The 23,175-nt window shown below is 71.6% G+C and carries 21 protein-coding genes; 13 read left to right on the top strand and 8 right to left on the bottom strand.

The window, feature by feature from the left end:
• The first annotated feature begins 9 nt into the window (after positions 1–9).
• From EAO75_RS08085 to EAO75_RS08055, 7 genes are all read left to right on the top strand, one after another.
• A complete protein-coding gene (locus tag EAO75_RS08085) occupies positions 10–810 on the top strand; it encodes a crotonase/enoyl-CoA hydratase family protein (protein WP_147994370.1) in 801 nt (266 codons plus the stop codon).
• 116 nt (positions 811–926) lie between these two features.
• On the top strand, positions 927–1,868 hold the full coding sequence (locus EAO75_RS08080; RefSeq protein WP_147994369.1) for a Zn-ribbon domain-containing OB-fold protein: 942 nt from the start codon (positions 927–929) through the stop codon (positions 1,866–1,868).
• Positions 1,865–2,914, top strand: a complete 1,050-nt coding sequence (locus EAO75_RS08075) for a thiolase domain-containing protein (protein WP_147994368.1) — start codon at positions 1,865–1,867, stop codon at positions 2,912–2,914. The genes EAO75_RS08080 and EAO75_RS08075 overlap by 4 nt, the downstream gene beginning before the upstream one ends.
• Positions 2,911–4,077, top strand: a complete 1,167-nt coding sequence (locus tag EAO75_RS08070) for a thiolase domain-containing protein (protein WP_147994367.1) — start codon at positions 2,911–2,913, stop codon at positions 4,075–4,077. Before EAO75_RS08075 ends, EAO75_RS08070 begins: the two co-directional genes overlap by 4 nt.
• A gap of 121 nt (positions 4,078–4,198) precedes the next feature.
• The gene (locus EAO75_RS08065) at positions 4,199–4,444 is read left to right on the top strand and encodes a DUF397 domain-containing protein (RefSeq protein ID WP_147994366.1); all 246 of its coding nucleotides are present in this window, start codon (positions 4,199–4,201) and stop codon (positions 4,442–4,444) included.
• 151 nt (positions 4,445–4,595) lie between these two features.
• Entirely contained in the window at positions 4,596–5,093 is a 498-nt protein-coding gene (locus tag EAO75_RS08060) for a hypothetical protein (protein ID WP_019758880.1), read from the top strand.
• A gap of 243 nt (positions 5,094–5,336) precedes the next feature.
• Positions 5,337–7,571 (top strand): glycosyl hydrolase family 95 catalytic domain-containing protein, encoded by a 2,235-nt coding sequence (locus EAO75_RS08055; RefSeq protein WP_147994459.1) that lies wholly within the window; start codon positions 5,337–5,339, stop codon positions 7,569–7,571.
• Positions 7,572–7,575: 4 nt separating this feature from the next.
• Here the strand turns inward: EAO75_RS08055 and EAO75_RS08050 are convergent, their stop codons facing one another.
• Together EAO75_RS08050 and EAO75_RS08045 are read right to left on the bottom strand one after the other, a co-directional pair.
• Complete coding sequence (locus EAO75_RS08050; protein WP_147994365.1) at positions 7,576–9,474, bottom strand: N-acetylmuramoyl-L-alanine amidase; 1,899 nt, start codon at positions 9,472–9,474, stop codon at positions 7,576–7,578.
• 288 nt (positions 9,475–9,762) lie between these two features.
• Entirely contained in the window at positions 9,763–10,905 is a 1,143-nt protein-coding gene (locus EAO75_RS08045) for an aminoglycoside phosphotransferase family protein (RefSeq protein WP_147994364.1), read from the bottom strand.
• 244 nt (positions 10,906–11,149) lie between these two features.
• Between EAO75_RS08045 and EAO75_RS08040 the strand changes: the two genes are divergently transcribed.
• Positions 11,150–12,643 carry a hypothetical protein gene (locus tag EAO75_RS08040; protein ID WP_147994363.1) on the top strand — a complete coding sequence of 498 codons (1,494 nt, stop codon included), beginning with the start codon at positions 11,150–11,152 and terminating at the stop codon, positions 12,641–12,643.
• A 79-nt stretch (positions 12,644–12,722) separates the two neighbouring features.
• Here the strand turns inward: EAO75_RS08040 and EAO75_RS08035 are convergent, their stop codons facing one another.
• Positions 12,723–14,129 carry a PP2C family protein-serine/threonine phosphatase gene (locus EAO75_RS08035; protein WP_147994362.1) on the bottom strand — a complete coding sequence of 469 codons (1,407 nt, stop codon included), beginning with the start codon at positions 14,127–14,129 and terminating at the stop codon, positions 12,723–12,725.
• A gap of 430 nt (positions 14,130–14,559) precedes the next feature.
• On the opposite strand from EAO75_RS08035, the gene EAO75_RS08030 reads away from it, so the two are divergent.
• Positions 14,560–14,973 carry an SsgA family sporulation/cell division regulator gene (locus EAO75_RS08030; protein WP_147994361.1) on the top strand — a complete coding sequence of 138 codons (414 nt, stop codon included), beginning with the start codon at positions 14,560–14,562 and terminating at the stop codon, positions 14,971–14,973.
• A gap of 40 nt (positions 14,974–15,013) precedes the next feature.
• Here the strand turns inward: EAO75_RS08030 and EAO75_RS08025 are convergent, their stop codons facing one another.
• On the bottom strand, positions 15,014–16,111 hold the full coding sequence (locus EAO75_RS08025) for a chemotaxis protein (RefSeq protein ID WP_147994360.1): 1,098 nt from the start codon (positions 16,109–16,111) through the stop codon (positions 15,014–15,016).
• A 65-nt stretch (positions 16,112–16,176) separates the two neighbouring features.
• Positions 16,177–17,763, bottom strand: a complete 1,587-nt coding sequence (locus tag EAO75_RS08020; protein WP_147994359.1) for an alpha/beta hydrolase — start codon at positions 17,761–17,763, stop codon at positions 16,177–16,179.
• A 270-nt stretch (positions 17,764–18,033) separates the two neighbouring features.
• On the opposite strand from EAO75_RS08020, the gene EAO75_RS08015 reads away from it, so the two are divergent.
• Both EAO75_RS08015 and EAO75_RS08010 read left to right on the top strand, forming a co-directional pair.
• Complete coding sequence (locus tag EAO75_RS08015) at positions 18,034–18,672, top strand: chaplin (RefSeq protein WP_147994358.1); 639 nt, start codon at positions 18,034–18,036, stop codon at positions 18,670–18,672.
• Between the two features lie 260 nt (positions 18,673–18,932).
• A complete protein-coding gene (locus EAO75_RS08010) occupies positions 18,933–19,787 on the top strand; it encodes a GNAT family N-acetyltransferase (RefSeq protein WP_147994357.1) in 855 nt (284 codons plus the stop codon).
• 63 nt (positions 19,788–19,850) lie between these two features.
• On the opposite strand, the gene EAO75_RS08005 is transcribed toward EAO75_RS08010, so the two are convergent.
• On the bottom strand, positions 19,851–20,336 hold the full coding sequence (locus EAO75_RS08005; RefSeq protein WP_147994356.1) for a nucleoside deaminase: 486 nt from the start codon (positions 20,334–20,336) through the stop codon (positions 19,851–19,853).
• Positions 20,337–20,469: 133 nt separating this feature from the next.
• Between EAO75_RS08005 and EAO75_RS08000 the strand changes: the two genes are divergently transcribed.
• Positions 20,470–21,246: a GNAT family N-acetyltransferase gene (locus tag EAO75_RS08000; protein ID WP_147994355.1), complete on the top strand. Its 777-nt coding sequence runs from the start codon at positions 20,470–20,472 to the stop codon at positions 21,244–21,246.
• A gap of 195 nt (positions 21,247–21,441) precedes the next feature.
• Here EAO75_RS08000 and EAO75_RS07995 read toward each other — a convergent pair whose 3' ends face one another.
• Positions 21,442–21,705, bottom strand: coding sequence for a GlsB/YeaQ/YmgE family stress response membrane protein (locus tag EAO75_RS07995; protein WP_147994354.1), 264 nt, complete (start codon positions 21,703–21,705; stop codon positions 21,442–21,444).
• Between the two features lie 70 nt (positions 21,706–21,775).
• Positions 21,776–22,351 (bottom strand): hypothetical protein, encoded by a 576-nt coding sequence (locus EAO75_RS07990; protein WP_147994353.1) that lies wholly within the window; start codon positions 22,349–22,351, stop codon positions 21,776–21,778.
• 72 nt (positions 22,352–22,423) lie between these two features.
• Between EAO75_RS07990 and EAO75_RS07985 the strand changes: the two genes are divergently transcribed.
• Entirely contained in the window at positions 22,424–23,164 is a 741-nt protein-coding gene (locus EAO75_RS07985; RefSeq protein ID WP_187284344.1) for a phosphotransferase family protein, read from the top strand.
• Positions 23,165–23,175 lie beyond the last annotated feature (11 nt).

The raw sequence follows: 23,175 nt of genomic DNA, 5'->3' as shown, positions 1-23,175 counted from the left end.
AGATGGGCGATGAGTGGGACGGAACACCTCACCGTGCGACGCGAGGGCGCCACACTGGTGCTCACGCTCAACCGGCCGGAGGCCAAGAACGCACTCTCGTTGGCCATGCTCGTCGGCCTGTACGACGGCTGGCTCGAGGCCGACGCGGACGACACGATCCGCTCGGTCGTGTTCACGGGTGCGGGCGGCTCGTTCTGCGCGGGCATGGACCTCAAGGCCCTGGCCGGCAACGGCATGGAGGGGGAGCGCCACCGCGACCGGCTCAAGGCCGACCCCGATCTGCACTGGAAGGCGATGCTGCGCCACCACCGCCCCCGCAAACCGGTGATCGCCGCCGTCGAGGGGTACTGCGTCGCCGGCGGCACCGAGATGCTCCAGGGCACCGACATCCGAGTCGCGGGCGAGTCGGCGACCTTCGGGCTCTTCGAAGTGAAGCGCGGCCTGTTCCCGATCGGTGGCTCCACGGTCCGTCTGCAACGGCAGATCCCGCGCACCCACGCCCTGGAGATGCTGCTCACCGGACGCCCCTACAGCGCCCGCGAGGCCGCCGGCATCGGCCTGATCGGGCATGTCGTCCCGGACGGCACGGCCCTGGACAAGGCCCTGGAGATCGCCGAACAGATCAACGCTTGCGGCCCGCTGGCCGTCGAGGCCGTCAAGGCGTCCGTCTACGACACCGCCGAGCTGACCGAGACCGACGGCCTCGCCGCCGAACTCAAGCGAGGCTGGCCGATCTTCGACACCGCCGACGCCAAGGAAGGCGCCCGTGCCTTCGCGGAGAAGCGGTCACCCGTGTACAAGCGCGCGTAACGCTGCGCCGGCTGAGGCCGGTTCAGCAGCCGCGGGCCGTTTGTGGCTGGTCGCGCAGTTCCCCGCGCCCCTTTGGGGCACGCCTTCACCGCCGGCCTCCCAAGGAGGTAGTCCCGATGCCCGAAGTCCTCAAAGCCCCCCTCGTCGTCGAGTTCCCCTTCACCCGCTCCCTCGGCCCCGTCCAGAGCGCCTTCCTCACCGGGCTGCGCGAACGAGTCGTGCTCGGGGTGCGCACCGGCGACGGCCGCACGCTCGTCCCACCCGTCGAGTACGACCCCGTCACCGCCGAGGAGCTCCGCGACCTGGTCGAGGTCGCCCCCACGGGCACGGTCACCACCTGGGCCTGGAACCACGCCCCCCGCCGCGACCAGCCTCTCGACACGCCCTTCGCCTGGGTCCTGGTCCGCCTCGACGGCGCCGACACCGCCCTCCTGCACGCCCTCGACGCCCCCGGCCCCGACGCCGTGCACACCGGCATGCGGGTCCGCGTCCGCTGGGCCGAGGAACGCACCGGCGCCATCACCGACATCGCGTGCTTCGAGACGTACGACGGTGACCCGGCCGAACCGGAGGGCCACACCGGCGAGTTCGAGGACCCGGTCACCGGCATCGTCGCCCGCGCCCGGCTCGACTACACCTACTCACCCGGCCGCGCCCAGTCCGCCTACATCAACGCCCTGGCCGAAAACCGCAACGTCGGCGAGCGCTGCCCGTCCTGCCACAAGGTGTACGTCCCGCCCAGGGGTGCCTGCCCCACATGTGGGCTCGCCACATCGGAACAGGTCGAGGTGGGGCCCCGCGGCACAGTCACCACGTTCTGCATCGTCAACATCAAGGCGAAGAACCTCGACATCGAAGTGCCGTACGTCTACGCCCACATAGCCCTCGACGGCGCCGGCCTCGCCCTGCACGCCCGGATCGGCGGCATCCCCTACGACGAGGTGCGCATGGGACTTCGGGTCGAACCCGTGTGGAGCGAGGGTGCCCGCTTCCCCGACCACTACCGGCCCACAGGGGAGCCCGACGCGGACTACGACACCTACAGGGAGCTGCTGTGAACCGCGAGATCGCCGTCGTCGCCTTCGCGCAGACCGACCACCGGCGCACCAGCGAAGAGCTCTCCGAGGTGGAGATGCTGATGCCGGTCCTGCACGAGGTGCTGGCGCGGACCGGCCTGAAGACCGCCGACATCGGCTTCACCTGCTCCGGCTCCAGCGACTACCTCGCCGGCCGCGCCTTCTCCTTCACCCTCGCCCTCGACGGCGTCGGCGCCTGGCCGCCGATCTCCGAGTCACACGTCGAGATGGACGGGGCCTGGGCGCTGTACGAGGCGTGGACCAAGCTGCTCACCGGTGACGCCGACACCGCGCTCGTGTACTCCTACGGCAAGTCCTCGCCGGGCCCCCTGCGCGATGTCCTCACCCGCCAGCTCGACCCGTACTACGTCGCCCCCCTCTGGCCCGACTCCGTGGCCCTCGCCGCCCTCCAGGCCCAGGCCCTCATCGACGCCGGCGACACCGACGAACCCGCCCTCGCCGCCGTCGCCGCCCGCAGCCGGGCGGACGCCACCGCCAACTCCCATGCCCAGCTGAGGGGTTCGGTGCCCCAGGGCGACTACGTCGTACGGCCGCTCCGTACCGGCGACTGTCCGCCCATCGGCGACGGGGCCGCCGCCGTGATCCTCGCGGCGGGGGAGCGGGCCCGTGAGCTGTGCGAACGGCCCGCCTGGATCCGCGGCCTCGACCACCGCATCGAGGCCCACGGCCTGGGCGTGCGCGACCTGACCGACTCGCCCTCGACCCGCCTAGCCGCGGAGAAGGCCGGCGCTTTTGAACGGCCCGTCGACACCGCCGAGTTGCACGCGCCCTTCACCGCGCAGGAGGTCGTCCTGCGCAAGGCGCTGGGGCTCGACGACGGTGTGCACGTCAACCCGTCCGGCGGGGCGCTCGCCGCCAACCCCGTCATGGCCGCCGGGCTCATCCGCATCGGCGAGGCCGCCGCCCGCATCCACCGGGGCGAGTCCGACCGGGCGCTCGCGCACGCCACGTCCGGCCCCTGTCTGCAACAGAACCTGGTCGCCGTACTCGAAGGGGATCCGCGATGAGCAAGGAGCCCGTGGCCGTCGTAGGCATCGGCCAGACCAAGCACGTCGCCGCGCGCCGGGACGTGTCGATCGCCGGCCTCGTCCGGGAGGCGGCGCACCGGGCACTCCTGGACGCCGAGCTGACCTGGGCGGACATCGACGCCGTGGTCATCGGCAAGGCGCCCGACTTCTTCGAGGGCGTGATGATGCCGGAGCTGTATCTCGCCGACGCGCTCGGCGCGGTGGGCAAGCCCATGCTGCGGGTGCACACGGCCGGCTCGGTCGGCGGGTCCACGGCCCTCGTCGCCGCCAACCTGGTCGCCGCCCGCGTGCACGGCACGGTGCTGACACTGGCCTTCGAGAAGCAGTCCGAGTCCAACGCCATGTGGGGACTGTCCCTGCCGATCCCCTTCCAGCAGCCGCTGCTGGCCGGGGCGGGCGGGTTCTTCGCGCCGCACGTACGCGCCTACATGCGGCGCAGCGGAGCGCCCGACACGGTCGGCTCGCTGGTGGCGTACAAGGACCGGCGCAACGCGCTGAAGAACCCGTACGCGCATCTGCACGAGCACGACATCACCCTGGAGAAGGTCCAGGCCTCGCCCATGCTGTGGGACCCGATCCGCTACTCGGAGACCTGCCCCTCCTCCGACGGCGCCTGCGCCATGATCCTCACCGACCGGGCAGGAGCCGCCCGGGCGCCCCGCCGACCGGCCTGGATGCTGGGCGGTGCGATGCGCAGCGAACCCACACTCTTCGCCGGCAAGGACGCGGTGTCGCCGCAGGCCGGCAAGGACTGCGCCGCCGACGTGTACCGGCAGGCGGGGATCGCCGACCCGCGCCGGGACATCGACGCCGTGGAGATGTACGTGCCGTTCTCCTGGTACGAGCCCATGTGGCTGGAGAACCTCGGCTTCGCCGCCGAGGGTGAGGGCTGGAAGCTCACCGAGGCCGGGGTGACCGAGCTGGACGGCGATCTGCCCGTCAACATGTCGGGCGGCGTCCTGTCCACCAACCCGATCGGGGCCTCCGGCATGATCCGCTTCGCGGAGGCGGCCCTCCAGGTGCGCGGCCAGGCCGGGGAACACCAGGTGGAGGGGGCCCGCAGGGCGCTCGGGCACGCCTACGGCGGCGGCTCGCAGTTCTTCTCGATGTGGCTCGTGGGCTCCGAGCCTCCGGACGCCTGAGCGGACTCCCCGGACGGCGTGGGAGAGGACTGCGCAAAGGTCCCCCTCACGTGGCCTGTTGACACTCGGAACCGATCGCTAGGCTGGCCCGCGGACGACGCGAATCGGGAGGAGCACGGACGTGGCCGAGAGCACCACCATCCAGCAGCCGCCACTCACGGGCTGGGACAAGCCGGAGCTGGACCTCAGCAACGCCGACTGGCACTCGAGCAGCCGCGGACGGGGGGATGTCCAGATCGCCTTTGTCGAGGGGTTCATCGCGATGCGCAACAGCGGCAGCCCGGACAGCCCTTCCCTGATCTTCACGCCTGCCGAGTGGGGCGCGTTCGTGTCGGGTGCGCGCGAGGGCGAGTTCGACCTGACCTGACGGAGCGGACGACGGTGGGCCGGCGGGCGGTGGCGCCGCGCGCCGGACCGCCCTGCTGCGCGCGGTGGCGCCGCGGGACGATCCGTGCTCGATCGGGGGTGAACGAATGCCCTCACGTCACGGAACAGGTCCGGCCACGTACCATGGCGACATGTCGTTCCTCCGCCGCCGCAGCGCCACGCCCGCCGGGCCCGACTTCGACGTACTGGCCATGGACCCGGGCGACTGGCCCGGCAATCTGGGTGCGGGACTGCTGCCCGCCCCCGACGGCAGCTGCCAGGGCGTCTTCCTGCGCTACGACCTCTTCGGCGGCCGCGGCCCGGCGATGATCATCGGCAATCTGCCCGAGGGCTCCCCGGCCCGCGAGGTGGCGGAGGGCGAGATCCCGTTCGAGGTCGCCCAGCTGCTGCTGGCCCTGGAGAACGACGAGGACGTCACCGTCGTCGGCAGCGAGGACGTGCCCGTGATGCAGGGCGACAACCTCCTGATCGTGCGGCGCCTCAAGCTCTCCGAGAGCCGGATCTCCTGCGTGCAGTTCGACCGCAGCGACAATGTCCTGGTCACCATCGCCGCCTGGGACCGCCCCATCACGGACGACCTGTACGCACTGCTGAAGCCGCTGCCCGCAGAGCTCTTCCAGCAGGGCTGAATCGTCACCTCACCCTCACCGGGCGGGCCTGTCGGCCGGACAGACCTCTGCTGGTGTTGTCATGACCCTTGCCGCTGAGTCATCGGATCTCTAGCGTCAGGGGTCATGTCGTATGAGCCGCATGGGGTCACCCGAAGAACCACCTTGAAGGCAGCGGTCGGAGGGGCCGGAGGGCTCACCCTGGGGGCCGGGATCACGGAGGCTGCCGCCGCCGATTCCTCCGATGTGTCGCACACGCCGTCCGTGCTCTGGTACGCGGCACCGGCCGCCGACTGGGAGCGCGAGGCACTGCCCATCGGCAACGGTGCACTCGGTGCCATGGTGTTCGGCACCCTCGCCTCCGAACGCCTCCAGTTCAACGAGAAGACCCTCTGGACCGGCGGCCCCGGCTCCGTCCAGGGCTACGACCACGGCAACTGGCGCGCACCCCGCCCCGGCGCGATCACCGCCGTACAGGACGACCTCGACACCCGGACCACCCTCGACCCCGAGTCGGTGGCCGACCGGCTCGGCCAGCCGAGGCTCGGCTACGGCGCCCACCAGACCTTCGGCGACCTCCACCTCGACCTGCCCGGCGCACCGACGACGCCCCCGCAGGACTACCGCCGTCGGCTCGACCTCGACAACGCCGTCGCCTCCGTCACCTACACCCACCAAGGCGTCCGCCACCAAAGGGACTTCTTCGCCTCCCACCCCGACGGCGTGATCGTGGGACGGCTCACCGCCGACCGGCCCGGCAGCGTCACCTTCACCCTGCGCCACACCTCGCCCCGCGCCGACTTCACCGCCACCGCCGCCGACGGAGCTCTGACCGTGCGCGGCGCCCTCGCCGACAACGGGCTGCGCTTCGAGGCACAGGTCCGGGTGCACGCCGAGGGCGGCGCCGTGACCTCCGGGGCCGACGCAACGATCGCCGTGACCGGGGCCGACAGCGCCTGGTTCGTCCTGGCTGCCGGCACGGACTACGCGGACACCTACCCCGACTACCGCGGCCGGGACCCGCATGCCGCCGTCAGCCGTGCCGTAGGGCGCGCGGGCGAGCGGTACCAGAGCCTGCTCGACCGGCACGTCCGCGATCACCGGGCCCTGTTCGGCCGGGTCGGCCTCGACATCGGCCAGTCGCTCCCCGCGGACGTCCCCACGGACCGGCTGCTGTCCTCGTACACCGGCGGCACGAGCGCGGCGGACCGCGCCCTGGAGGCCCTCTACTTCCAGTACGGCCGCTACCTGCTCATCGCCTCCTCACGACCCGGCTCCCTGCCCGCCAACCTCCAGGGCGTCTGGAACAACAGCACCACGCCCCCGTGGTCCGCCGACTACCACGTCAACATCAACCTCCAGATGAACTACTGGCCCGCCGAGGCCGCCAACCTCGCCGAGACGACGGCGCCCTACGACCGCTTCGTCGAAGCCCTGCGCGCCCCCGGACGCCGCAGCGCACAGGAGATGTTCGGCTCGCGCGGCTGGGTCGTGCACAACGAGACCAACCCGTACGGCTTCACCGGCGTGCACGACTGGGCGACCGCGTTCTGGTTCCCCGAGGCGGCGGCCTGGCTCACCCAGCAGCTGTACGAGCACTACAGATTCGGCGGCTCCACCGACTACCTGCGCACCACCGCGTACCCGGTGATGAAGGAGGCCGCCGAGTTCTGGCTCGACAACCTGCGCACCGACCCGCGCGACGGAACCCTCGTCGTCACCCCCGCCTACTCGCCCGAGCACGGCGACTTCACGGCCGGCGCGGCCATGTCGCAGCAGATCGTCCACGACCTGTTCACCAGCACCCTCGAAGCCGCCCGGACCCTGGGCGACGCGCCCGACTTCCGGCGCCGGATCGAGGACGCACTGAACCGGCTCGACCCCGGCCTGCGCATCGGCTCCTGGGGCCAACTCCAGGAGTGGAAGGAGGACTTGGACGACCCCACCGACACCCATCGGCATGTCTCGCACCTGTTCGCTCTCCACCCCGGACGCCAGATCGAGCCCGGCAGCGCATGGGCGCGGGCCGCCGAGGTCTCCCTGACGGCACGCGGGGACGGCGGCACCGGCTGGTCCAAGGCCTGGAAGATCAACTTCTGGGCCCGGCTGCGCGACGGCGACCACGCCCACACCATGCTCGGCGAACAGCTGAAGTCCTCGACCCTGCCCAACCTCTGGGACACCCACCCGCCGTTCCAGATCGACGGCAACTTCGGCGCCACCTCCGGCATCGTGGAGATGCTCCTGCAGAGCCAGCACGACGCCATCGAGGTGCTCCCCGCCCTGCCCGCCGCCTGGCCCGCAGGCTCGGTGCGCGGCCTGCGCGCCCGCGGCGGTGCCACCCTCGACATCGAGTGGGCGGACGGCAGGGCGACCCGCATCGCCCTGAACGCGTCACGGACCCGCGAACTCACCCTCCGCAGCGACCTGTTCGAGGCCGGACAGCACACATTCAAGGCAGTGGCCGGGCGACGGTACACCTGGGAGAAGGAGGACTGATCCGCTACGACCCCGAGGCCATGACGTTCACGTCCGCCGCCCGCACGAACGCCACCCGGTGACCGAACTGGATCTCGTAGTAGAGGTCCTTGCCGACCACGACCCGGTGTGACCCCTCGTCGAAGTCCACCGCGTAGTAGTACTCACCCGGCACCTGGCCACCCACCGCGTACCGCTGCCCGGCGGGCAAGGTGTAGGGCAGCGCGGACACGGCCTGCGCGGGCACGTCCGCCGGATAGGCGGCGGACTCGGGATAGGCGCGCCCGTACACCGGGACGCTCTCCAGGCCGTCCTTCGGGGTCACCACATCACCGGACGCGTGCACGGCGGTCGGACTCTGCTGCGGGTTCCTGAACCACGCCTTCTGGCCCAGATACCAGATCGCCGTCCAGTCACCGTCCTGTCCGGCGACCGCGTACTGCTGCCCGGTCGACACCCGCGAGGCCAGGTCGTTCACGCCCTTGGTCGGCTCCGAACCCAGCCCGACGTCCTTGATCAGGGGATACGACTCGCCGGGCCCGGAGTACAGCCGCACCGCGCTCGAACCGTGGTCCGCGCAGGCCTGACCGGCGGAGACACAGCCCGTGTACTCGGGCCGGTTGGTGGCGTAGTCGGGGCGGATCGTCACCAGGCCGCCGTTCGGGCCGGCGGAGGGCTCGATGGGGCGGCCGAGCAGCTCGAAGTAGTGCCGCCAGTCCCAGTACGGGCCCGGGTCCGTGTGCATGCCCCGGACCGTCGACGCGGTCGGGCCCGGCACGGTGTCGTGGCCGAGGATGTGCTGCCGGTCCAGCGGGATGTCGTGCTCCTTCGCCAGATACGCCACCAGGCGCGCCGAGGACCGGTACATCGCCTCCGTGTACCAGGCGTCCGGCCGCGCCAGGAAGCCCTCGTGCTCCAGACCGATCGACTTCGAGTTGATGTACCAGTTGCCCGCGTGCCAGGCCACATCCTTGGCCTTCACATGCTGGGCGATGTGGCCGTCCGTGGAGCGCAGTGTGTATTGCCACGACACATAGGTGGGGTCCTGCACCATGGTGAGGACACCCTCCCAGGCGCCCTCCGTGTCGTGGATGACGATGTAGTCGATGTCCTGTGCGGCCGGCCGGTCACCCAGGTCGTGGTTGCCGTAGTCGCCGTCCCCGAACTCCTCGTGCGGCGCCGGGATCCACTCGCAGGACACCGTGGGCGGGCACTCGGTCTCGCCGGCCTCGGGCGTGCGCAGCCCCGCCCGCCGCAGCTGCCCGGTGTCGGGGGACAGGCCCGGCTGCGCGGCCAGGGCCACCAGCTGGCCCGCGTCGGTCCGGCGTTCCTGGCCGGTGCGCAGCACGGCGTAGACGTCGTTCGCGTAGGCCGCGGCCGTCGCAGTGTCATCGGCACCGGAGAAGCGGGCCACCGCGCCGTACCAGTCCGCCGGATCCGAGCTCATCGGCGCGCCGAGCTCCTTCTGCGCGGCGGCGAGCAGTGCGGCGCCGCCGGCCACGTTGGCGGCCGGATCCATACGCAGCCGCGCCCGGCTCAGTCCGGTCAGTTCGGCCGCCTTGGGCAGCGTCCTGAGCCGGGCCGGGATCTCGGAGGTCTTTGGCGGCTTCACCTTCGGGTGCAGAGCCGCACGGGCGCCGTCGCCACGCGCGTCCTCCGAGCCGTCGCCGTGGTGCGACGCGGACTCGGCGAGCGCGGTACGGGCGTCGGTGAGGTGCATCGGGCCGTACCCGCCGGTCACGCTGGGCGCCCCGGCGTGCGTGTCCCAGCGGGACTGGAGGTAGGAGACGCCGAGCAGGACGCTCGGCGGCACGTGGTATCGGGCGGCGGCGGAGGTGAAGGCCGACTGGAGGCCGTGATCCGAGCCGCGGGCGTCGGACGGGGCCGCGCCGAGCAAGGGGAAGAGCAGTGTCGCGGCGGCCATGGCGGTGACGGATCCTCGCAATGCAGCCTCCTGGGACGGTCGGGCGCGATGAGCCGTGCGGGGCCGGGCGTGGGTCTGTGGTACCGGCTGTCCGACGATCCGTCAATCATGCCAAGGGCCGGGTGAATTCCCTTGTCAAGCCCGATTCCCGGGAGTTTCGTGCCGAGCGCCTCCTGGCCTGCGGGGCGTCAGTGGCGTACACCAATGGCCGAGCGCAGGAAGGGCCGGGCACACGAAAGCCCGCGGTACGGCACTGTCTCCAGTGCGTACCGCGGACCACCGTCCCCGTCAGCGAGTGCCGACCGCCGCACGTACGGCCCGGCGGGCCAACTGGCAGTCGTCGTGCAGCCGCCGTAGCAGCAGCCGCTGTTCCTCGCCGGACGGCGCAGCACCCGGGTGGGCCACTCCCGATGCCGCCGGGGTCGAGTCGTGCATCGAACGCTGCACGGCCGTCTCATAGGTACGGATCTCGCGGGTCAGCACGAGCATCAGGTTCACCAGGAACGCGTCCCGGGAAGCAGGGCCCGCCGACTGGGCGATCTGGCTGATCTGCCGCCGGGCCACCGGTGCGTCCCCGAGCACCGACCACAGCGTCGCCAGGTCATAGCCCGGCAGGTACCAGCCCGCGTGCTCCCAGTCCACCAGCACTGGACCGGCCGGTGAGAGCAGGATGTTCGAGAGCAACGCGTCGCCGTGGCAGAACTGGCCCATGCCCTGGCGGCCCGCGGTCGCCGCGATGCCGTGCAGCAGCTTCTGCAGATCGCCCATGTCCCGGTCGGTGAGCAACCCCAGCTCGTGATACCGGGAGATCCGGGCCGCGTAGTCCAGCGGGGCGTCGAACGTGCCAGCCGGTGGCCGCCACGCGTTGAGCCGGCAGATCGCGCCGAGTGCCGCCCTGATGTCCGCACGCGGCGGCACCTCTATCGGGTGCCGCTGAAGTGCCGCCACCCGGCCCGGCATCCGTTCGATGACGAGTGTGCAGTTGTCCGGATCCGCCGCGATCAGTCTCGGCACGCGCACCGGAGGGCGGTGCCGGACGAACGAGCGGTATGCCGCTATCTCGTGCCTGATGCGCTCGGCCCAGGCCGGCGACTGGTCCAGTAAACACTTGGCGACGGCCGTGCTGCGCCCGGTCGTGCCGACCAGGAGTACGGACCGCCCGCTGCGGCGCAGGACCTGGACCGGCGCGAACTCCGGGCAGATCCGGTGCACCGACGCGAGCGCGGTACGCAGCTGGGTGCCCTGGGGGCCGGACAAGTCGATTCTCCCGCTGAGCGGTTGGGTGCCGAGCCCCGCGGCGCGAGGCGGTCGGCCCGCGCCGAGCACGGGGGCGGCCGCCGGCCGCGCCGGGGCGAGGTAGGGGCCGCCGCCCGCCGGGCGGGCATGCAGCGACCGGGGCGGGGCGGACACGGAGGACGATGCTGCGTACATGGGAGATACAGATCCCTTCGTGTGCCTGCGACGTCATTGCGCTACCCGGCCCGGTCGCCCGGGTGCACCCTGGGGAGTGCGGTCCGTTGTTCAAAAGGCGACCGGGTCGGGGTGGCGCGTTCCTACCTGACACCCGATGCCCAGTGGCACACCATCTGGCGCACCCTGGCGAACCCTGGCGAATAGTCCCGAGGCAACTCTCACCGGGCTACTGTCAACTCAGCCGAGAACCTGGGGGCTTGACGTGAGCGGAGAACCCAACACCCGCCTGGCGGACCTGTTCGGCCTGGCCGGCTGGTCCAAGGGCGAGCTCGCGAGGCTGGTCAACCGGCAGGCGGCGGCCATGGGCCACCCCCAGCTGTCGACCGACACCTCGCGGGTGCGGCGGTGGATCGACATGGGAGAGATCCCGCGCGATCCCGTGCCGCGGGTGCTGGCAGCCCTGTTCACCGAGCGTCTCGGCCGTGTCGTGACCATCGAGGACCTCGGTCTGGTCCGGCACGGGCGTGGTGGGAAACGGCAGGACGCCGGGAATGTGGAGCATCCCGACGGTGTGCCGTGGGCGCCCGAACGGACCGCCGCGGTCCTCACCGAATTCACGGGAATGGACCTCATGCTCAACCGACGCGGCTTGGTGGGCGCGGGTGCCGCGCTCGCCGCGGGATCCGCACTCAGCAGCGCCATGCACGACTGGCTGCAATCCGACCCGGCCCTCAAGGCCGACGCCCCCCAGTTCGACGACCCCCTGCACGCCGACCCCGCCGGGTTCGACCGCTATGAGGCCGCCCCCATCGGGTCGCAGGAGATCGAGGAACTGGAGCGCTCGGTGGAGGTGTTCCGGGCCTGGGACGCGGCCCGCGGCGGCGGGCTGCAACGCAAGGCAGTCGTGGGGCAGCTCAACGAGGTGGGCGGCATGCTCGCCTACCGACACCCCGAACATCTCCAGCGGCGCCTGTGGGGCGTCGCCGCCAACCTCGCCGTCCTCGCGGGCTGGATGTCGCACGACGTCGGCCTGGAGCCCACGGCGCAGAAGTACTTCGTCATCGCCGCCCACGCAGCCCGAGAGGGCGGCGACCGGCCCCGCGCCGGAGAGGCGCTCTCGCGAGCGGCTCGCCAGATGGTGCACCTCGGCCGGCCCGACGACGCACTCGACCTCATGAAACTCGCCCAGTCCGGCTCCGGTGACGAGGTGCTGCCGCGCACCAGGGCCATGTTCCACACCATCGAGGCCTGGGCACAGGCGTCGATGGGCAAGGGCCAGGCCATGCGCCGCACCCTCGGTCAGGCGGAGGACCTCTTCGTCTCCGACCGCAGTGACGTGCCACCGCCGAGCTGGATGCAGACCTTCAAGGACGAGGATCTGTACGGCATGCAGGCCCTGGCCTACCGCACGCTGGCCGAGTACGAGCCGACCGCGGCCGCGCACGCCCAGCACTACGCGGAGAAGGCCCTGGCCCTGCGGATCGACGGCCGCGAGCGTTCGAAGATCTTCGACCATCTGTCCATGGCGTCCGCCTGCTTCATCGCGGACGACCCCGAACAGGCCGACCGCTACGCACGGCTGGCCCTGATGTCGATGGGTTCGAACTCGTCCGGCCGCACCTGGGACCGGCTCCGGCAGATGTACCGGCTCACCGCCGAGTACTCCGGCTACCCGAAGATCCACGAACTGCGGGAGGAGATCCGGTTGGCGCTGCCCAGGGCGAAGAGGCCGGGCGGCGCCAGCGCACGAGCATGACAGCGCACAGCCATAGGGGGACTGTGCCGCTGACCGAATCGCCAAGGCTCCGGGGCAGCGCCCTTGGGAGCGTCACCTTCTAGTACATCACCCTGGCCACGAGCACGCAGGCGTCGTCCGCGCGCTCACTGTCACCGAACTCGTCGACGACCAGCCGTAAACACTCCTGCGCCGTGCCTGCCTCGCCGAGGCGGGGGCCCAGGTCGAGGAGGAGGTTCACGGAGTCCGCCGCGCTGTGCCCCGGCACCAGTCCGTCGGTGTGCAGCATCAGCAGGTCGCCCACCTCCAGTGTCTCCTCGGCCTGTGCGTAGACGGCGCCCGAGGTGGCGCCCAGCAGGACACCGCCCGGCGCGTTCAGCCTGCGCCCCGTCCCGTCGCGGAACAGCAACGGGGCGGGGTGTCCGGCTTGCGCCCAGGTCAGGGTGCGCGTGTCAGGGCGGTAGCGGCAGCAGACGGCGCTGCCGAGGGCCGGCTGGACGGTGGCGTCGAGCAGTTGATTGAGCCAGGACATGAGCTGCCCCGGCTGGGTGCCGGCCATCGCCATGCCGCGTACGGCGCCCAGCAGGGCCGCCATGCCGGATGCCACGGCCACGCCGTGGCCGGTGAGGTCGCCGACGCTCAACAGCGTCTCGCCGTCGGCCAGTTCGAGCGCGTCGTACCAGTCGCCGCCGATCAGCGCGGTCGTCGACGACCGAAGACATCGAGCCGCGAGGTCCAGCGTTTCGGGGCCCTGGTGCGGGAGCCGCAGGGAGCCGCGCCACGGCGGCAGCACAGCCTCCTGCAGCTCGACCGCGAGCCGGCGCTCGGTGTGCGCCCGGTGGCGCTGGAGCGAGTCACGGGTCTCGCTCACGGCGCTTTGGCTTCGGCGCAGTTCGCTGACGTCCCGCAGCACGGCCCACATCGAGGCGGTGCTGCCGTCAGAGTCGAGCACGGGCTCGCCCATCATGTGTACCGTCCGGGCCTCGCCGTCCGGCCGCACGATCCGGAACTCCCCGTCGATGGGCTTGGCGTCGACCAGGCAGTCGGTGACCATCGACGTCAGCTTGCGCCGGTCCTCGTCGAGCACGACGGACGGCAGCTCGTCGAGGGTGAGCGGTGCGGCGCCGGGGTCGCGGCCCAGGATCTGATAGAGCTCGCCGGACCAACTGGCCTCGTCCGTCAGCAGGTTCCACTCCGCGCTGCCGACCCGGCTCAGCAGGGAGTCGCGCGAGGGAGGGGGCGGCGCGGCCGAGAGAGTCGACGACACCGCGGACGGGCCGTCGCGCAGCTGCCCCAGGTGCTCGTCGAGGTCCTCGAGCTGGTGCAGCGCGAGGTCGTACAGCGCTCGCTGCCACCGCTCCCGCGGGTCCGACTCGTCGCTCTGCGTGTCCCGCCGCACGGCGTCGACGTCGCCCTTGAGTCGTCGCGCCTGCGATATGAGGGCGTCGACCGAGCCGCGTCCTGGCGGCTGAGCGGCGGGGTGGTCCGCAGAGAGATGGGGCGGCATGACGCACTCCGATGCGGGGACGGTACGACCAAGGCTGACGGAAGGACCGTTACGACTGTTGCACAGCCTGCGACGCCCCGTAAGGGATTTGGCAACACCCGATGCGGTGGTGCGTCCGGCATATGCCAGAGTCTCCTCGGAGGGCTCGTGTGGTGCGAACGGCGTACGTCGCCGGAGGGGTCAAGTCGTAGGTGGCGTACGGGTTTTGATGGGCTGAGGAGGCGATCGTACGGCCCTCATGCGCATGTTCGACGGCCGGATGTTCTAGGGGGTGGGGCGGCGCTCGACGCCGGGCGGTCGGTTCCGCGTGCCAGGAGTGACGCAGCTCACAAAATTGACGCGCGTTCCGGTGTAATGCAAACGGCGACTGCGGAGTCGTAAAAGCACAGCGGCAAAACCGTCCGACCGCCGACCGCAGGGGAGACCGCCCATGGACATCGCCCTCGAGCAGCCCGCCCGCGCCCGCCTCATCACCGGCGAGGAACGCGAGGTCCCCGTGTCCGCCAAGCTGCGGTACGCCTCCACGGACCCGCTGGCGGTGTACATCGACTTCCCGGGCGAGGTCTCCCTCGACGGCCAGGGCGCCACCTGGACCTTCGCACGCACCCTGCTGGAGGCGGGGCTGCGCGGGCCCGCGGGGGACGGGGACGTGCACATCTGGCCGAGCGGCGACGAGCGGACGGTCGTGGAACTGCACTCGCCGTACGGCATGGCACTGCTCCAGTTCGACACCGGCGCCCTGCACCGCTTCCTGCTGCGGACCTACGCGGTGGTCGCGGCCGGCGAGGAGGATCTGGAGGCGGTCGTGGAGCGCGGTCTGAGCGCGCTCTTCGACGGAGTGTGAGGAGGCGGGCGGGCCGCCGCGCCTCCTCGGCACCCCGGCGTCAGTAGCGCAGCACCCCCGCGATCCCGCTCGCGTCACTCAGCGTGCCGTCCGGTACGAAGCGGACCTCGGCGCCGGTCTCCAGGCACTGCTCGACGATCTCGTCCACGATGTCCTCGCGGGCGTCGAGATCGCCGCTCACGGCCGGGATCAGATGGTCGCCGCCCTCGCCACGCACCGTCACCCGGTAGTTCTCCTCGACGGCCAGCAGCCGTACGCGGCCCTCCCGGGCGCTGCGCCAGACCTCGTCGACGCCGGCCGCGAACGCCTTGCGGCCCTGGGCGGTTTCGAGCTCGTGCATGACGGCGCCGGCGCTCTCGCGGGCCTCGGTGGTGATCCGTGGCTGGATCGCCTGCCACACCGCCTCTCGCGTGCCGTGCGCGAGCCCGCCGTGCGGGATGTGTACCGCGATCTTCGTGCTCCCGCCGATCTCGGTCAGCAGGGACAGCGCCGCCTGCTCGCCGGTGACGTAGAGCGGCCGCGGATCGCGCCGCAGGATCGTGCTCATGGCCGAGTCGGCGTCCTTGAGGAAGTGGCGGGTGTCCTCGTCGCGGAACTTGCTCGGTGTGTCGCCGATCTGCTCACGGCGTTCGGCGTCGAAGTTCTCGACGGGCCGGGTCAGCGGGAAGCCGCCGAGGTGGGCCTCGGTGATGCGGTCGAGGCTGCCGTTCCACAGGGTGACGCGGTCGGCGGAGATCGACAGTACCCAGTACGGGCGCTCGGCGGCCTGCGCGGAGACCAGGTTGCGGGTCAGGAAGGTGTCCGAGAGCACCACGCGCTCGGGCACCGTGCGGGCGAGCGACCACACCTGGTGCTCACCAGGTGCGGCGAAGATCACCAGGCCGTCCTCGGCGTAGGTGAGATCGACCTCGGCGAGTGCCTGGTCGAGCTGTCGCTCGACGTCGGCCCTTCGCTCGCGGGTGACCGAGGGATCGGTCTCCAGCTGCTTCTTGGCCTCGGCGACGACATTGCGCAGCCGGACCTGGTCCTGGGCCCGATAGGGCTCTCGGCGATGCGTCGGCGTCAGCACGGACACGGCCGGATACGGGCGCGGGCGCCGCAGCTCGGTGAGGGTTGTGGGACTGAGTGCGTGCTCCATAACAGCACGATAGGGCGGATTCACCGATAGGGCATTAGGGGCAATACGATCACCGCGCCCCGGGTCTACTCGCTGTCGTCCTCCGGCCCGCAGGAGCTGCCGTCGGCCGGCAGCGTGCCGTACAGCAGGAAGGCGTCGACCTTGTTGTGCACGCACTTGGAGGATCCGTAACCGGTGTGCCCGCCGCCCTTGTTGTCGAGGACCACGGCCGACGAGCCGAGGCGCGCCGCCGTCTCCACGGTCCAGCGGTACGGCGTCGCCGGGTCGCCGCGGGTGCCCACGAGGAGCATCTTCGGTGTGTCCACGTCCTTCACGTCGTCGCGTATGAAGTCCGTGCCCCTCGGGCGGCCGTAGCACATCAGCACCCCGCTGAGCCGGTACGGGCCGAAGACGGGCGACGCCCGGTAGTACTCGGCGCGCAGCCGGTCGAGGTTGTCGACGATCTGCCGGCCGGTGGGCCGGTCCGGGTCGTCCGCGCAGTTGATCGCCATCAGCGCCGCGGGCATGTTGTCGAGGGGGACGTCCTCCTCGTCCACCAGGCCGCCGCCGTCGGGATCGTCGGTCTCCTCGCGGCCGGTGGGCGCGGCCCCGCCGGCCGCGAAGGTCTCGATGGCGTGCGTGTCGCCGTCCTCGACCAGTGAGGCCAGGGCACGCTCCAGGGAGGGCCACAACTCCTCGCTGTAGAGGGCCTGTCCCATGGCTCCGACCAGGTCCTGCCCGGTGAACGGCTCGCCGAATGCGGACGGCACCGGATCCTCGTCCATCGACTCGACGAGGCGTACGACCTGCTTGCGGGCCTCGCGCGCGTCCTGGCCGAACGGGCAGGCGATGTCCTTCACACACCAGTTGATGAACTCGTCCAGCGCCTTCTGCTGTCCCTGCGCACCGGCCACGCCCTGTTCGGTCAGCGGCTCGGTCAGCGTGTCCACGCCGTCGAGCACCAGTCGGCCGACCTTGTCGGGGAACTGGGCCGCGTACACCGCGCCCAGCCGCGTTCCGTACGAGAAGCCCAGGTAGTTGAGCTTGTCGTCGCCGAGGGCGTCGCGCATCACGTCCATGTCGCGAGAGGCGTTGACCGTACCTATGTGGGGGAGCACCGGCCCGGAGTGGCGGGCACACGCCCGTGCCGCCTTCTGCAACTGGGTCAGGACGGCCTGGGGATCGCGATCGAGGTCCGTGCCGTCCTCCGGCAACTCGATGTCCTCCTCGCCGTCCCCGCAGCTGACCGGAGAGGACCTGCCGACGCCGCGCGGATCGAACGTCACGATGTCGTAGTTGTCCGTCAGCTCCATGAACTCCTTGCCACCGGCCGCGAATTGGGGAATGCCGGAGCCGCCCGGCCCGCCGAAGTTGAGCAGCACCGAACCCCGCTTCTCGCCCGTGGCCCGGTAGCGGGCGAGCGCCAGATCCAGCGTCCCCGCGTGCGGGTGGGCGTAGTCGAGCGGAACGGTCACCTTCCCGCACTGGAGGTCCTTGGGCAGTCCCTCACCCGGGCACTTCGACCAGGTGACCTTCTGCCCGTAGAAGCGGGTCAGACCGGGCTCGGGGTCGTCCGTGCCCGCCGACAGGCCCGTGGCGAGCAGGGCGAGAGCGACCGTGCCGGTGACCGCGCAGCGTCGCAGCATGGGCCGCGTTGACAGCTTGGCCAGCATGAATGCCTCCAGGACGCCCGTCGCGGACCGGGAAACGGCGTCCTCGATCACGATAAGCGGGCCCCGGAAGGCACGCCTCCCGGCGAGCGGGACGGCCCGGGCGGCCGTACAGTGCACCCCTTGCGTTCCTATCGGGCGTTTTTGCCACTAGTTCGACAAACGTGCCACTCGATGGGGTGAAAGGCCGATAAGCCATAACTCTCATGGTTCGCCTGCGTTTTATCCGATGCGGGCGAGTGCCCGTGACCAATTCTGGAAGGCAGGGAACCTATGAGACGGGTTACCCGAAACGGTGTGATCGCCTTCGCCGCCTCGGGCGCGATGGCTGTGACGGTGCCGGCGTACGCCGATTCCGCGGCGGACGGGGCCGCGGTCGACTCGGCGGGGCTGCTCGCCGGCAACACCATCCAGGTCCCGGTGCACGTCCCGGTGAACGTGTGCGGGAACACCGTGAACGTGGTGGGGCTGCTCAACCCCGCCGTGGGCAACAAGTGCACCAACAAGGACGAGCACAAGGCGGGGGCGACGTCGCACGGCGGAGCCTCGGCCAAGGGAAGCGGAAAGGATTCGCCCGGTGTCGTGTCCGGCAACGTCGTGGAGCTGCCGGTTCACGTCCCCGTGAACGTCAGCGGGAACAGCGTGAACGTCGTCGGCGTCGGCAACGCGGCGGTGGGCAACGAGTCCGAGAACATCTCCGGCGGGCCCAGCACCAGGCCGGCTCCGAAGCCGTCCACACCCAGGGCGCGTCCGCCCCGTTCGGTGCCGCCAGCGCACGTGCCGCACGCGCCCGAGGCGACCCTCGCCCACACCGGAGCGGACCGGACCGCCCCGACCCTGGCGGGCGCCACGGCTCTCGTCCTCGGCGGGGCCGTCCTGTACCGCCGCTTCCGCCCGAAGGCGGTGCGCTGACCCGCGCCTCGATGCGGTACGGCAGGCCCCACCCGGTGAGCGAGCGGTGGGGCCTTTGTCGTACCAGGGGCCTTTGTCGTTCCAGGTGAGAGGGGCCTTGCTCCGGCGAGGCCGAGTGAACATCCGTCCGGCCGGTCCCCCTCGGGGTGCTTCAACGGCTTGATCATGCCGTGACGCCCTCCCGGCCGATCCGCGAGGATGCTGCGTGCGCGGTCGATCACCGCGCGTACGGAAATCCCCCCACGGAACGGAGCGCATCCATGGCCTCTCCGGCCCCCGAAGACCTCGTCATCACCCAGGCCGGCCTCGACGACTGGCCGGTCGTCCGCGGCTGGGCCGTCGACGAGGGCTGGAACCCGGGAGTCTCGGACAGTGCGGCCTTCTTCGCCCAGGACCCGGAGGGCTTCTTCATCGGCCGGATCGACGGCGAGCCCGTCTCCGCGATCTCCGTGGTCAATTACGGCTCCGACTACGCCTTCCTCGGCTGGTACCTGGTCCGCCCCGATGTGCGGGGCCGCGGCTACGGCCTCACCACCTGGAAGACGGCGCTGGCGCACGCGGAGAACCGCACGGTGGGCCTCGACGGCGTCGTCGCCCAGCAGGACAACTATCGCCGCTCCGGCTTCGAGTTCGCCCACCGCACGTTCCGGTACACCGGGACCGCGCCTGCCGTAGGGGCCCCGGCCGACGTGCGGGCGGTACGGCCCGAGGACGTCGAGGACATCGCCGCCTATGACGGCACCTGCACGCCGGCCGATCGCCCCCGCTTCCTCGCGCACTGGCTCACCGGCCCCGGACACCACGCCGTCGTCCGCCGCGCCGGCGACCGCGTCACCGGCTACGGAGTGATCCGCCCCGGCCAGGACTGCCCGCGCATCGGCCCGCTCTTCGCGGACACCGCCGAGGACGCGCGGGCCGTGTTCGCCGCCCTGACCGCCGAGGCGGCAGGCGGCCAGGTCGCCCTTGATGTGCCGGAGACCAACCCGGCGGGCGTCGCCCTCGCCGAGGAGGCCGGTTTCACGCCCTCCTTCGAGACGGCCCGGATGTACACCGGTGCGGTGCGGCCGTACGCCCAGGAGCGCGTCTTCGGCGTCACATCGCTGGAACTCGGCTGACGCTCCCGAGGCAGGACCCCGCAACGCCGGCGCCCGGGCCTACGGCACGCGCAGCGCCTGCCGTCAGCCGGTGCGCCGGTGGAACCGGAAGTGCAGTGCGCGGACGTCCTCCGTCAGTTCCGGCACCGGGCCTTCCACGGTCACGCCCGGTGCGATCTCGTGGATGGACAGCGTCCGTACCGGCGGGGCGGGCACTCCCAACTCGCCCAGCCATCCGCCGAGTTGCTCCGACGAGGCGACGTACACGATGCGCCCCAGGCCCACCCACGCGTGCGCGGCCGCGCACATCGGGCAGTGCTCGCCGGAGGTGTACACCGTCGCGGCCGCGCGCTCCTCGGGCGTCATGTGGGCGGCGGACCAGCGTGCCAGTTCGAATTCGGGGTGCCGGGTGCGGTCACCCGAGGCCACCCGGTTGTGGTCCTCGGCGAGGACCTTTCCGTCCGGCCCCACCAGCACCGAGCCGAACGGCTCGTCCCCGGCCTCCAGCGCCTCGGCCGCGAGCGCGACGCAGCGACGCAGATGCGGCAGTTCGGTGTCCTTCACGACCATGGCTCACGGCCCTCCAAACGGCGCGACTTTTCCCTGCGTACCCCATGGTCGCCGACCCGCGGCCGGAGGTGACGTGGGACGCCCGAGCCGTAAAGGTCTTGCCCCGGCAGCGGCGCGGTGCTGGAGTGAGTCCATGGATCATGCCGCGGTGCTCTCCCTCTTCGACCGGGACATGCGTGAAGGCGCGCGGCCGGACGGTCCCGAATCCCGGATCGAGCGGGTGGGCGGTGTCGTCCGCCAGGTGTCGTCCGCGCACGGCTGGAACGGCGTCGTGTGGTCCGACCTGGACGCGGCGAGCGCCGACAGAGCGATCGCCGAACAGATCGCCCACTTCTCCGGGCTCGGCCGCGAGTTCGAGTGGAAGCTCTACGGCCACGACCTCCCGGTGGACCTCGGACAGCGCCTCAGGGCCGCGGGCTTCACAGCCCAGCCCGAGGAGACCCTGATGATCGGCGAGGTCGCCGGCCTGAACCTGGACGCCGAGCCGCCCGAAGGTATCCGCGTCCTCCCCGTGACCGACCGGGCCGGCGTCGACCTGGTCGCCCAGGTGCACGAGAAGGCCTTCGGCACCGACAGCTCCCGCCTCCGGCACCAGCTGCTCGCCCAGCTCGCGGCCGGCACGGACACGGTGGTCGCGGTCGTCGCCCTGGCCGGCGAGACCCCGGTGAGCGCGGCCCGGATGGAGCTGGTGCCGGGGACGCGGTTCGCCGGGCTGTGGGGCGGCGGGACCGTCGAGGGCTGGCGGGGCCGGGGCATCTACCGGGCGCTGGTCGCCCACCGCGCCCGTGCCGCCGTGGACCGCGGCTACCGGTATCTCCAGGTCGACGCCATGAGCGCCAGCCGACCCATCCTTGAACGGCTGGGCTTCGAGCCGCTGACCACGACGACGCCGTACGTGTACACGCCGTAGGACGCCTGGTCGACGGCGAAGGCGGAACGGGAACTCGGGTGGACACCCGTGCATGCGGCTGCCCGCGATGGCCTGGCCGCGATGCAGGGCGCCGGGGCCCTGGCGTGAAGCGGACGCGTGGCGCTCGTGTGAAGCGGGGCGCCGTGGAGCTCGGATGACCGTGGCGGCGCCCCGCTCATGTCCTTGGGTGCGGCGTCAGCGGCGTGCCTTCGACCGGTCCAGCGCCGCGACGCCCAGCGCGGCGAGGCCGATCTGGATGAGCCACTCGACCCAGTCCACACCGTCGGTGTCGGCCACGTCGAGACCGGCCGCGACCGCCGAGCCGAGCAGCGCGGCCACGATGCCGACGAGGATCGTCCACAGGACCCCGATGCGCTGACGACCCGGAACGACGAGTCGGCCGAGCACACCGATGATGACGCCGATGACGATGGCACTGATGATGCCCGAGATCTCCATTTCGCCCCTCTTCCTCCTGTCCCCGCACCAGGGCGAGTTCCCCGCGGAGAGAGGGACAGTCCGTTCCGCTTCAGTCGGCGGCCGCAGCCGGAGCGGTCGTCGCCGCGGGCACGTCCGCGCCCCACCCGGTAGCGGCCACCACCTCCGTGGCGATGTCGATCACCGTGCGGCCGTCGGTCACCACGCGTACGACGTCCGGCGGGGCGTCTTTGTCCAGGAGCCGCGCCTTGCGTCGGCCGGCCCTCACCTCGTGCTCCAGCTCGGAGCCCAGCTCCCGCCCGGTCAGCCGCCGTTCGGCCGTGTCGTCGGTCGCGGTCAGCAGAACCCGAATGAGCCGTACGCCGTCCCCCATGGCGCGGCGGAACATGGGCGCGGCCATGTCGAGCACGCTCGCGGTGTTCGTGTAGACGAGACGCCGGTAGTCGAGCTCGGCGTAGTTCGCCCACACGGCGGCCAGGTTCCGCGCTGTGATGTCGGCCCGGCGGGGGTCCTCCGGTGGCGCCGGATGGACGGCCCCCATGAAGTCGCCGTCGATCACCGCGTGCGCGACCTGCGCGGCCCGCAGCAGCGCCGACACCTCCCAGCCCACCGTCGTCTTGCCGACCCCGGCCCGTCCCCCGATGAGCAGTGCCTCCGCGTGGTCCATGTGGGCAGCGTGCCCGGGTGGGGGCATGCTTGGCCATCGGTTTTGTTGGCTTGCTGATCGACGGAGGTGCGGATGGCGGAGCGGGTGCTCGGCGGCGGAGCCGTCAACGAGGTCGTGCGGGTCGGGACGACGGTGCGGCGCACACCGTCCGAGCGGTCGGGGTATGTACGGGAGTTGCTCGCGCTCTTCGAGTCCCGGGGGTGGGAAGGGGCCCCGCGCTACATCGGGACGGACGAGCGGGGGCGGGAGGTCTTCGGCTACCTGGAGGGGCGGGCGGCCGTCACTCCCCGGGAGCGGGCTGCGGCGTGCACGGATGCGGCGCTCGTGCGGGTGGCCCAACTCGTCCGCGCCGTCCATGACATGACGCACGGAACCCCGTCGGCCGGCGACCGGGACGTCGTGTGCCACAACGATCTCGCCCCGAAGAACACGGTCTACGCGGTGGAGGGCGCCGACTGGTGGCCGACGGCCTTCGTCGACTGGGACCTCGCCGCACCCGGCGAGCGCGTGCACGACCTCGCGCACGTCGGGGACGCCCGGGCCCAGATCCAGGTACTGCCAGCACACGTGCGCGAGGCGGCCCGGCGGATCGCGCTCGTCCGCGAGGCGTACGGTCCGTGCGCCGGCGGCGAGGAGATCGTCGACGTGATCCTGTGGTGGCAGGACCGCTGCCGGCGGGGCATCGAGGCGGGCGCGGCGCGCGGTGAGCCGGCCATGGTGGGGCTGCGGGAGCGCGGGGCCGCGGCCGAGGTGCGCGACGCCTATGCGTGGACGGCCGAACACCGGCGTGAGCTGGGGGCGTTGCTGCTCTGACGCCGGGCAGG

This window comes from Streptomyces sp. UW30 (assembly GCF_008042075.1).
Lineage (GTDB): Bacteria > Actinomycetota > Actinomycetes > Streptomycetales > Streptomycetaceae > Streptomyces.
Note: the sequence above shows the minus strand (reverse complement) of the source record. Positions and strands in the feature narration are given on the sequence as shown.

Coding starts and splice junctions, on each gene's coding strand:
- EAO75_RS08070 (WP_147994367.1), top strand. CDS start 2,911: ATGAGCAAGGAGCCCGTGGCCGTCGTAGGCATCGGCCAGACCAAGCAC.
- EAO75_RS08005 (WP_147994356.1), bottom strand. CDS start 20,336: ATGGTCGTGAAGGACACCGAACTGCCGCATCTGCGTCGCTGCGTCGCG.
- EAO75_RS08015 (WP_147994358.1), top strand. CDS start 18,034: ATGAGACGGGTTACCCGAAACGGTGTGATCGCCTTCGCCGCCTCGGGC.
- EAO75_RS08020 (WP_147994359.1), bottom strand. CDS start 17,763: ATGCTGGCCAAGCTGTCAACGCGGCCCATGCTGCGACGCTGCGCGGTC.
- EAO75_RS08025 (WP_147994360.1), bottom strand. CDS start 16,111: ATGGAGCACGCACTCAGTCCCACAACCCTCACCGAGCTGCGGCGCCCG.
- EAO75_RS08050 (WP_147994365.1), bottom strand. CDS start 9,474: ATGGCCGCCGCGACACTGCTCTTCCCCTTGCTCGGCGCGGCCCCGTCC.
- EAO75_RS08045 (WP_147994364.1), bottom strand. CDS start 10,905: ATGTACGCAGCATCGTCCTCCGTGTCCGCCCCGCCCCGGTCGCTGCAT.
- EAO75_RS08035 (WP_147994362.1), bottom strand. CDS start 14,129: ATGCCGCCCCATCTCTCTGCGGACCACCCCGCCGCTCAGCCGCCAGGA.
- EAO75_RS08060 (WP_019758880.1), top strand. CDS start 4,596: ATGTCGTTCCTCCGCCGCCGCAGCGCCACGCCCGCCGGGCCCGACTTC.
- EAO75_RS08030 (WP_147994361.1), top strand. CDS start 14,560: ATGGACATCGCCCTCGAGCAGCCCGCCCGCGCCCGCCTCATCACCGGC.
- EAO75_RS07990 (WP_147994353.1), bottom strand. CDS start 22,351: ATGGACCACGCGGAGGCACTGCTCATCGGGGGACGGGCCGGGGTCGGC.
- EAO75_RS07985 (WP_187284344.1), top strand. CDS start 22,424: ATGGCGGAGCGGGTGCTCGGCGGCGGAGCCGTCAACGAGGTCGTGCGG.
- EAO75_RS07995 (WP_147994354.1), bottom strand. CDS start 21,705: ATGGAGATCTCGGGCATCATCAGTGCCATCGTCATCGGCGTCATCATC.
- EAO75_RS08010 (WP_147994357.1), top strand. CDS start 18,933: ATGGCCTCTCCGGCCCCCGAAGACCTCGTCATCACCCAGGCCGGCCTC.
- EAO75_RS08000 (WP_147994355.1), top strand. CDS start 20,470: ATGGATCATGCCGCGGTGCTCTCCCTCTTCGACCGGGACATGCGTGAA.
- EAO75_RS08080 (WP_147994369.1), top strand. CDS start 927: ATGCCCGAAGTCCTCAAAGCCCCCCTCGTCGTCGAGTTCCCCTTCACC.
- EAO75_RS08085 (WP_147994370.1), top strand. CDS start 10: ATGAGTGGGACGGAACACCTCACCGTGCGACGCGAGGGCGCCACACTG.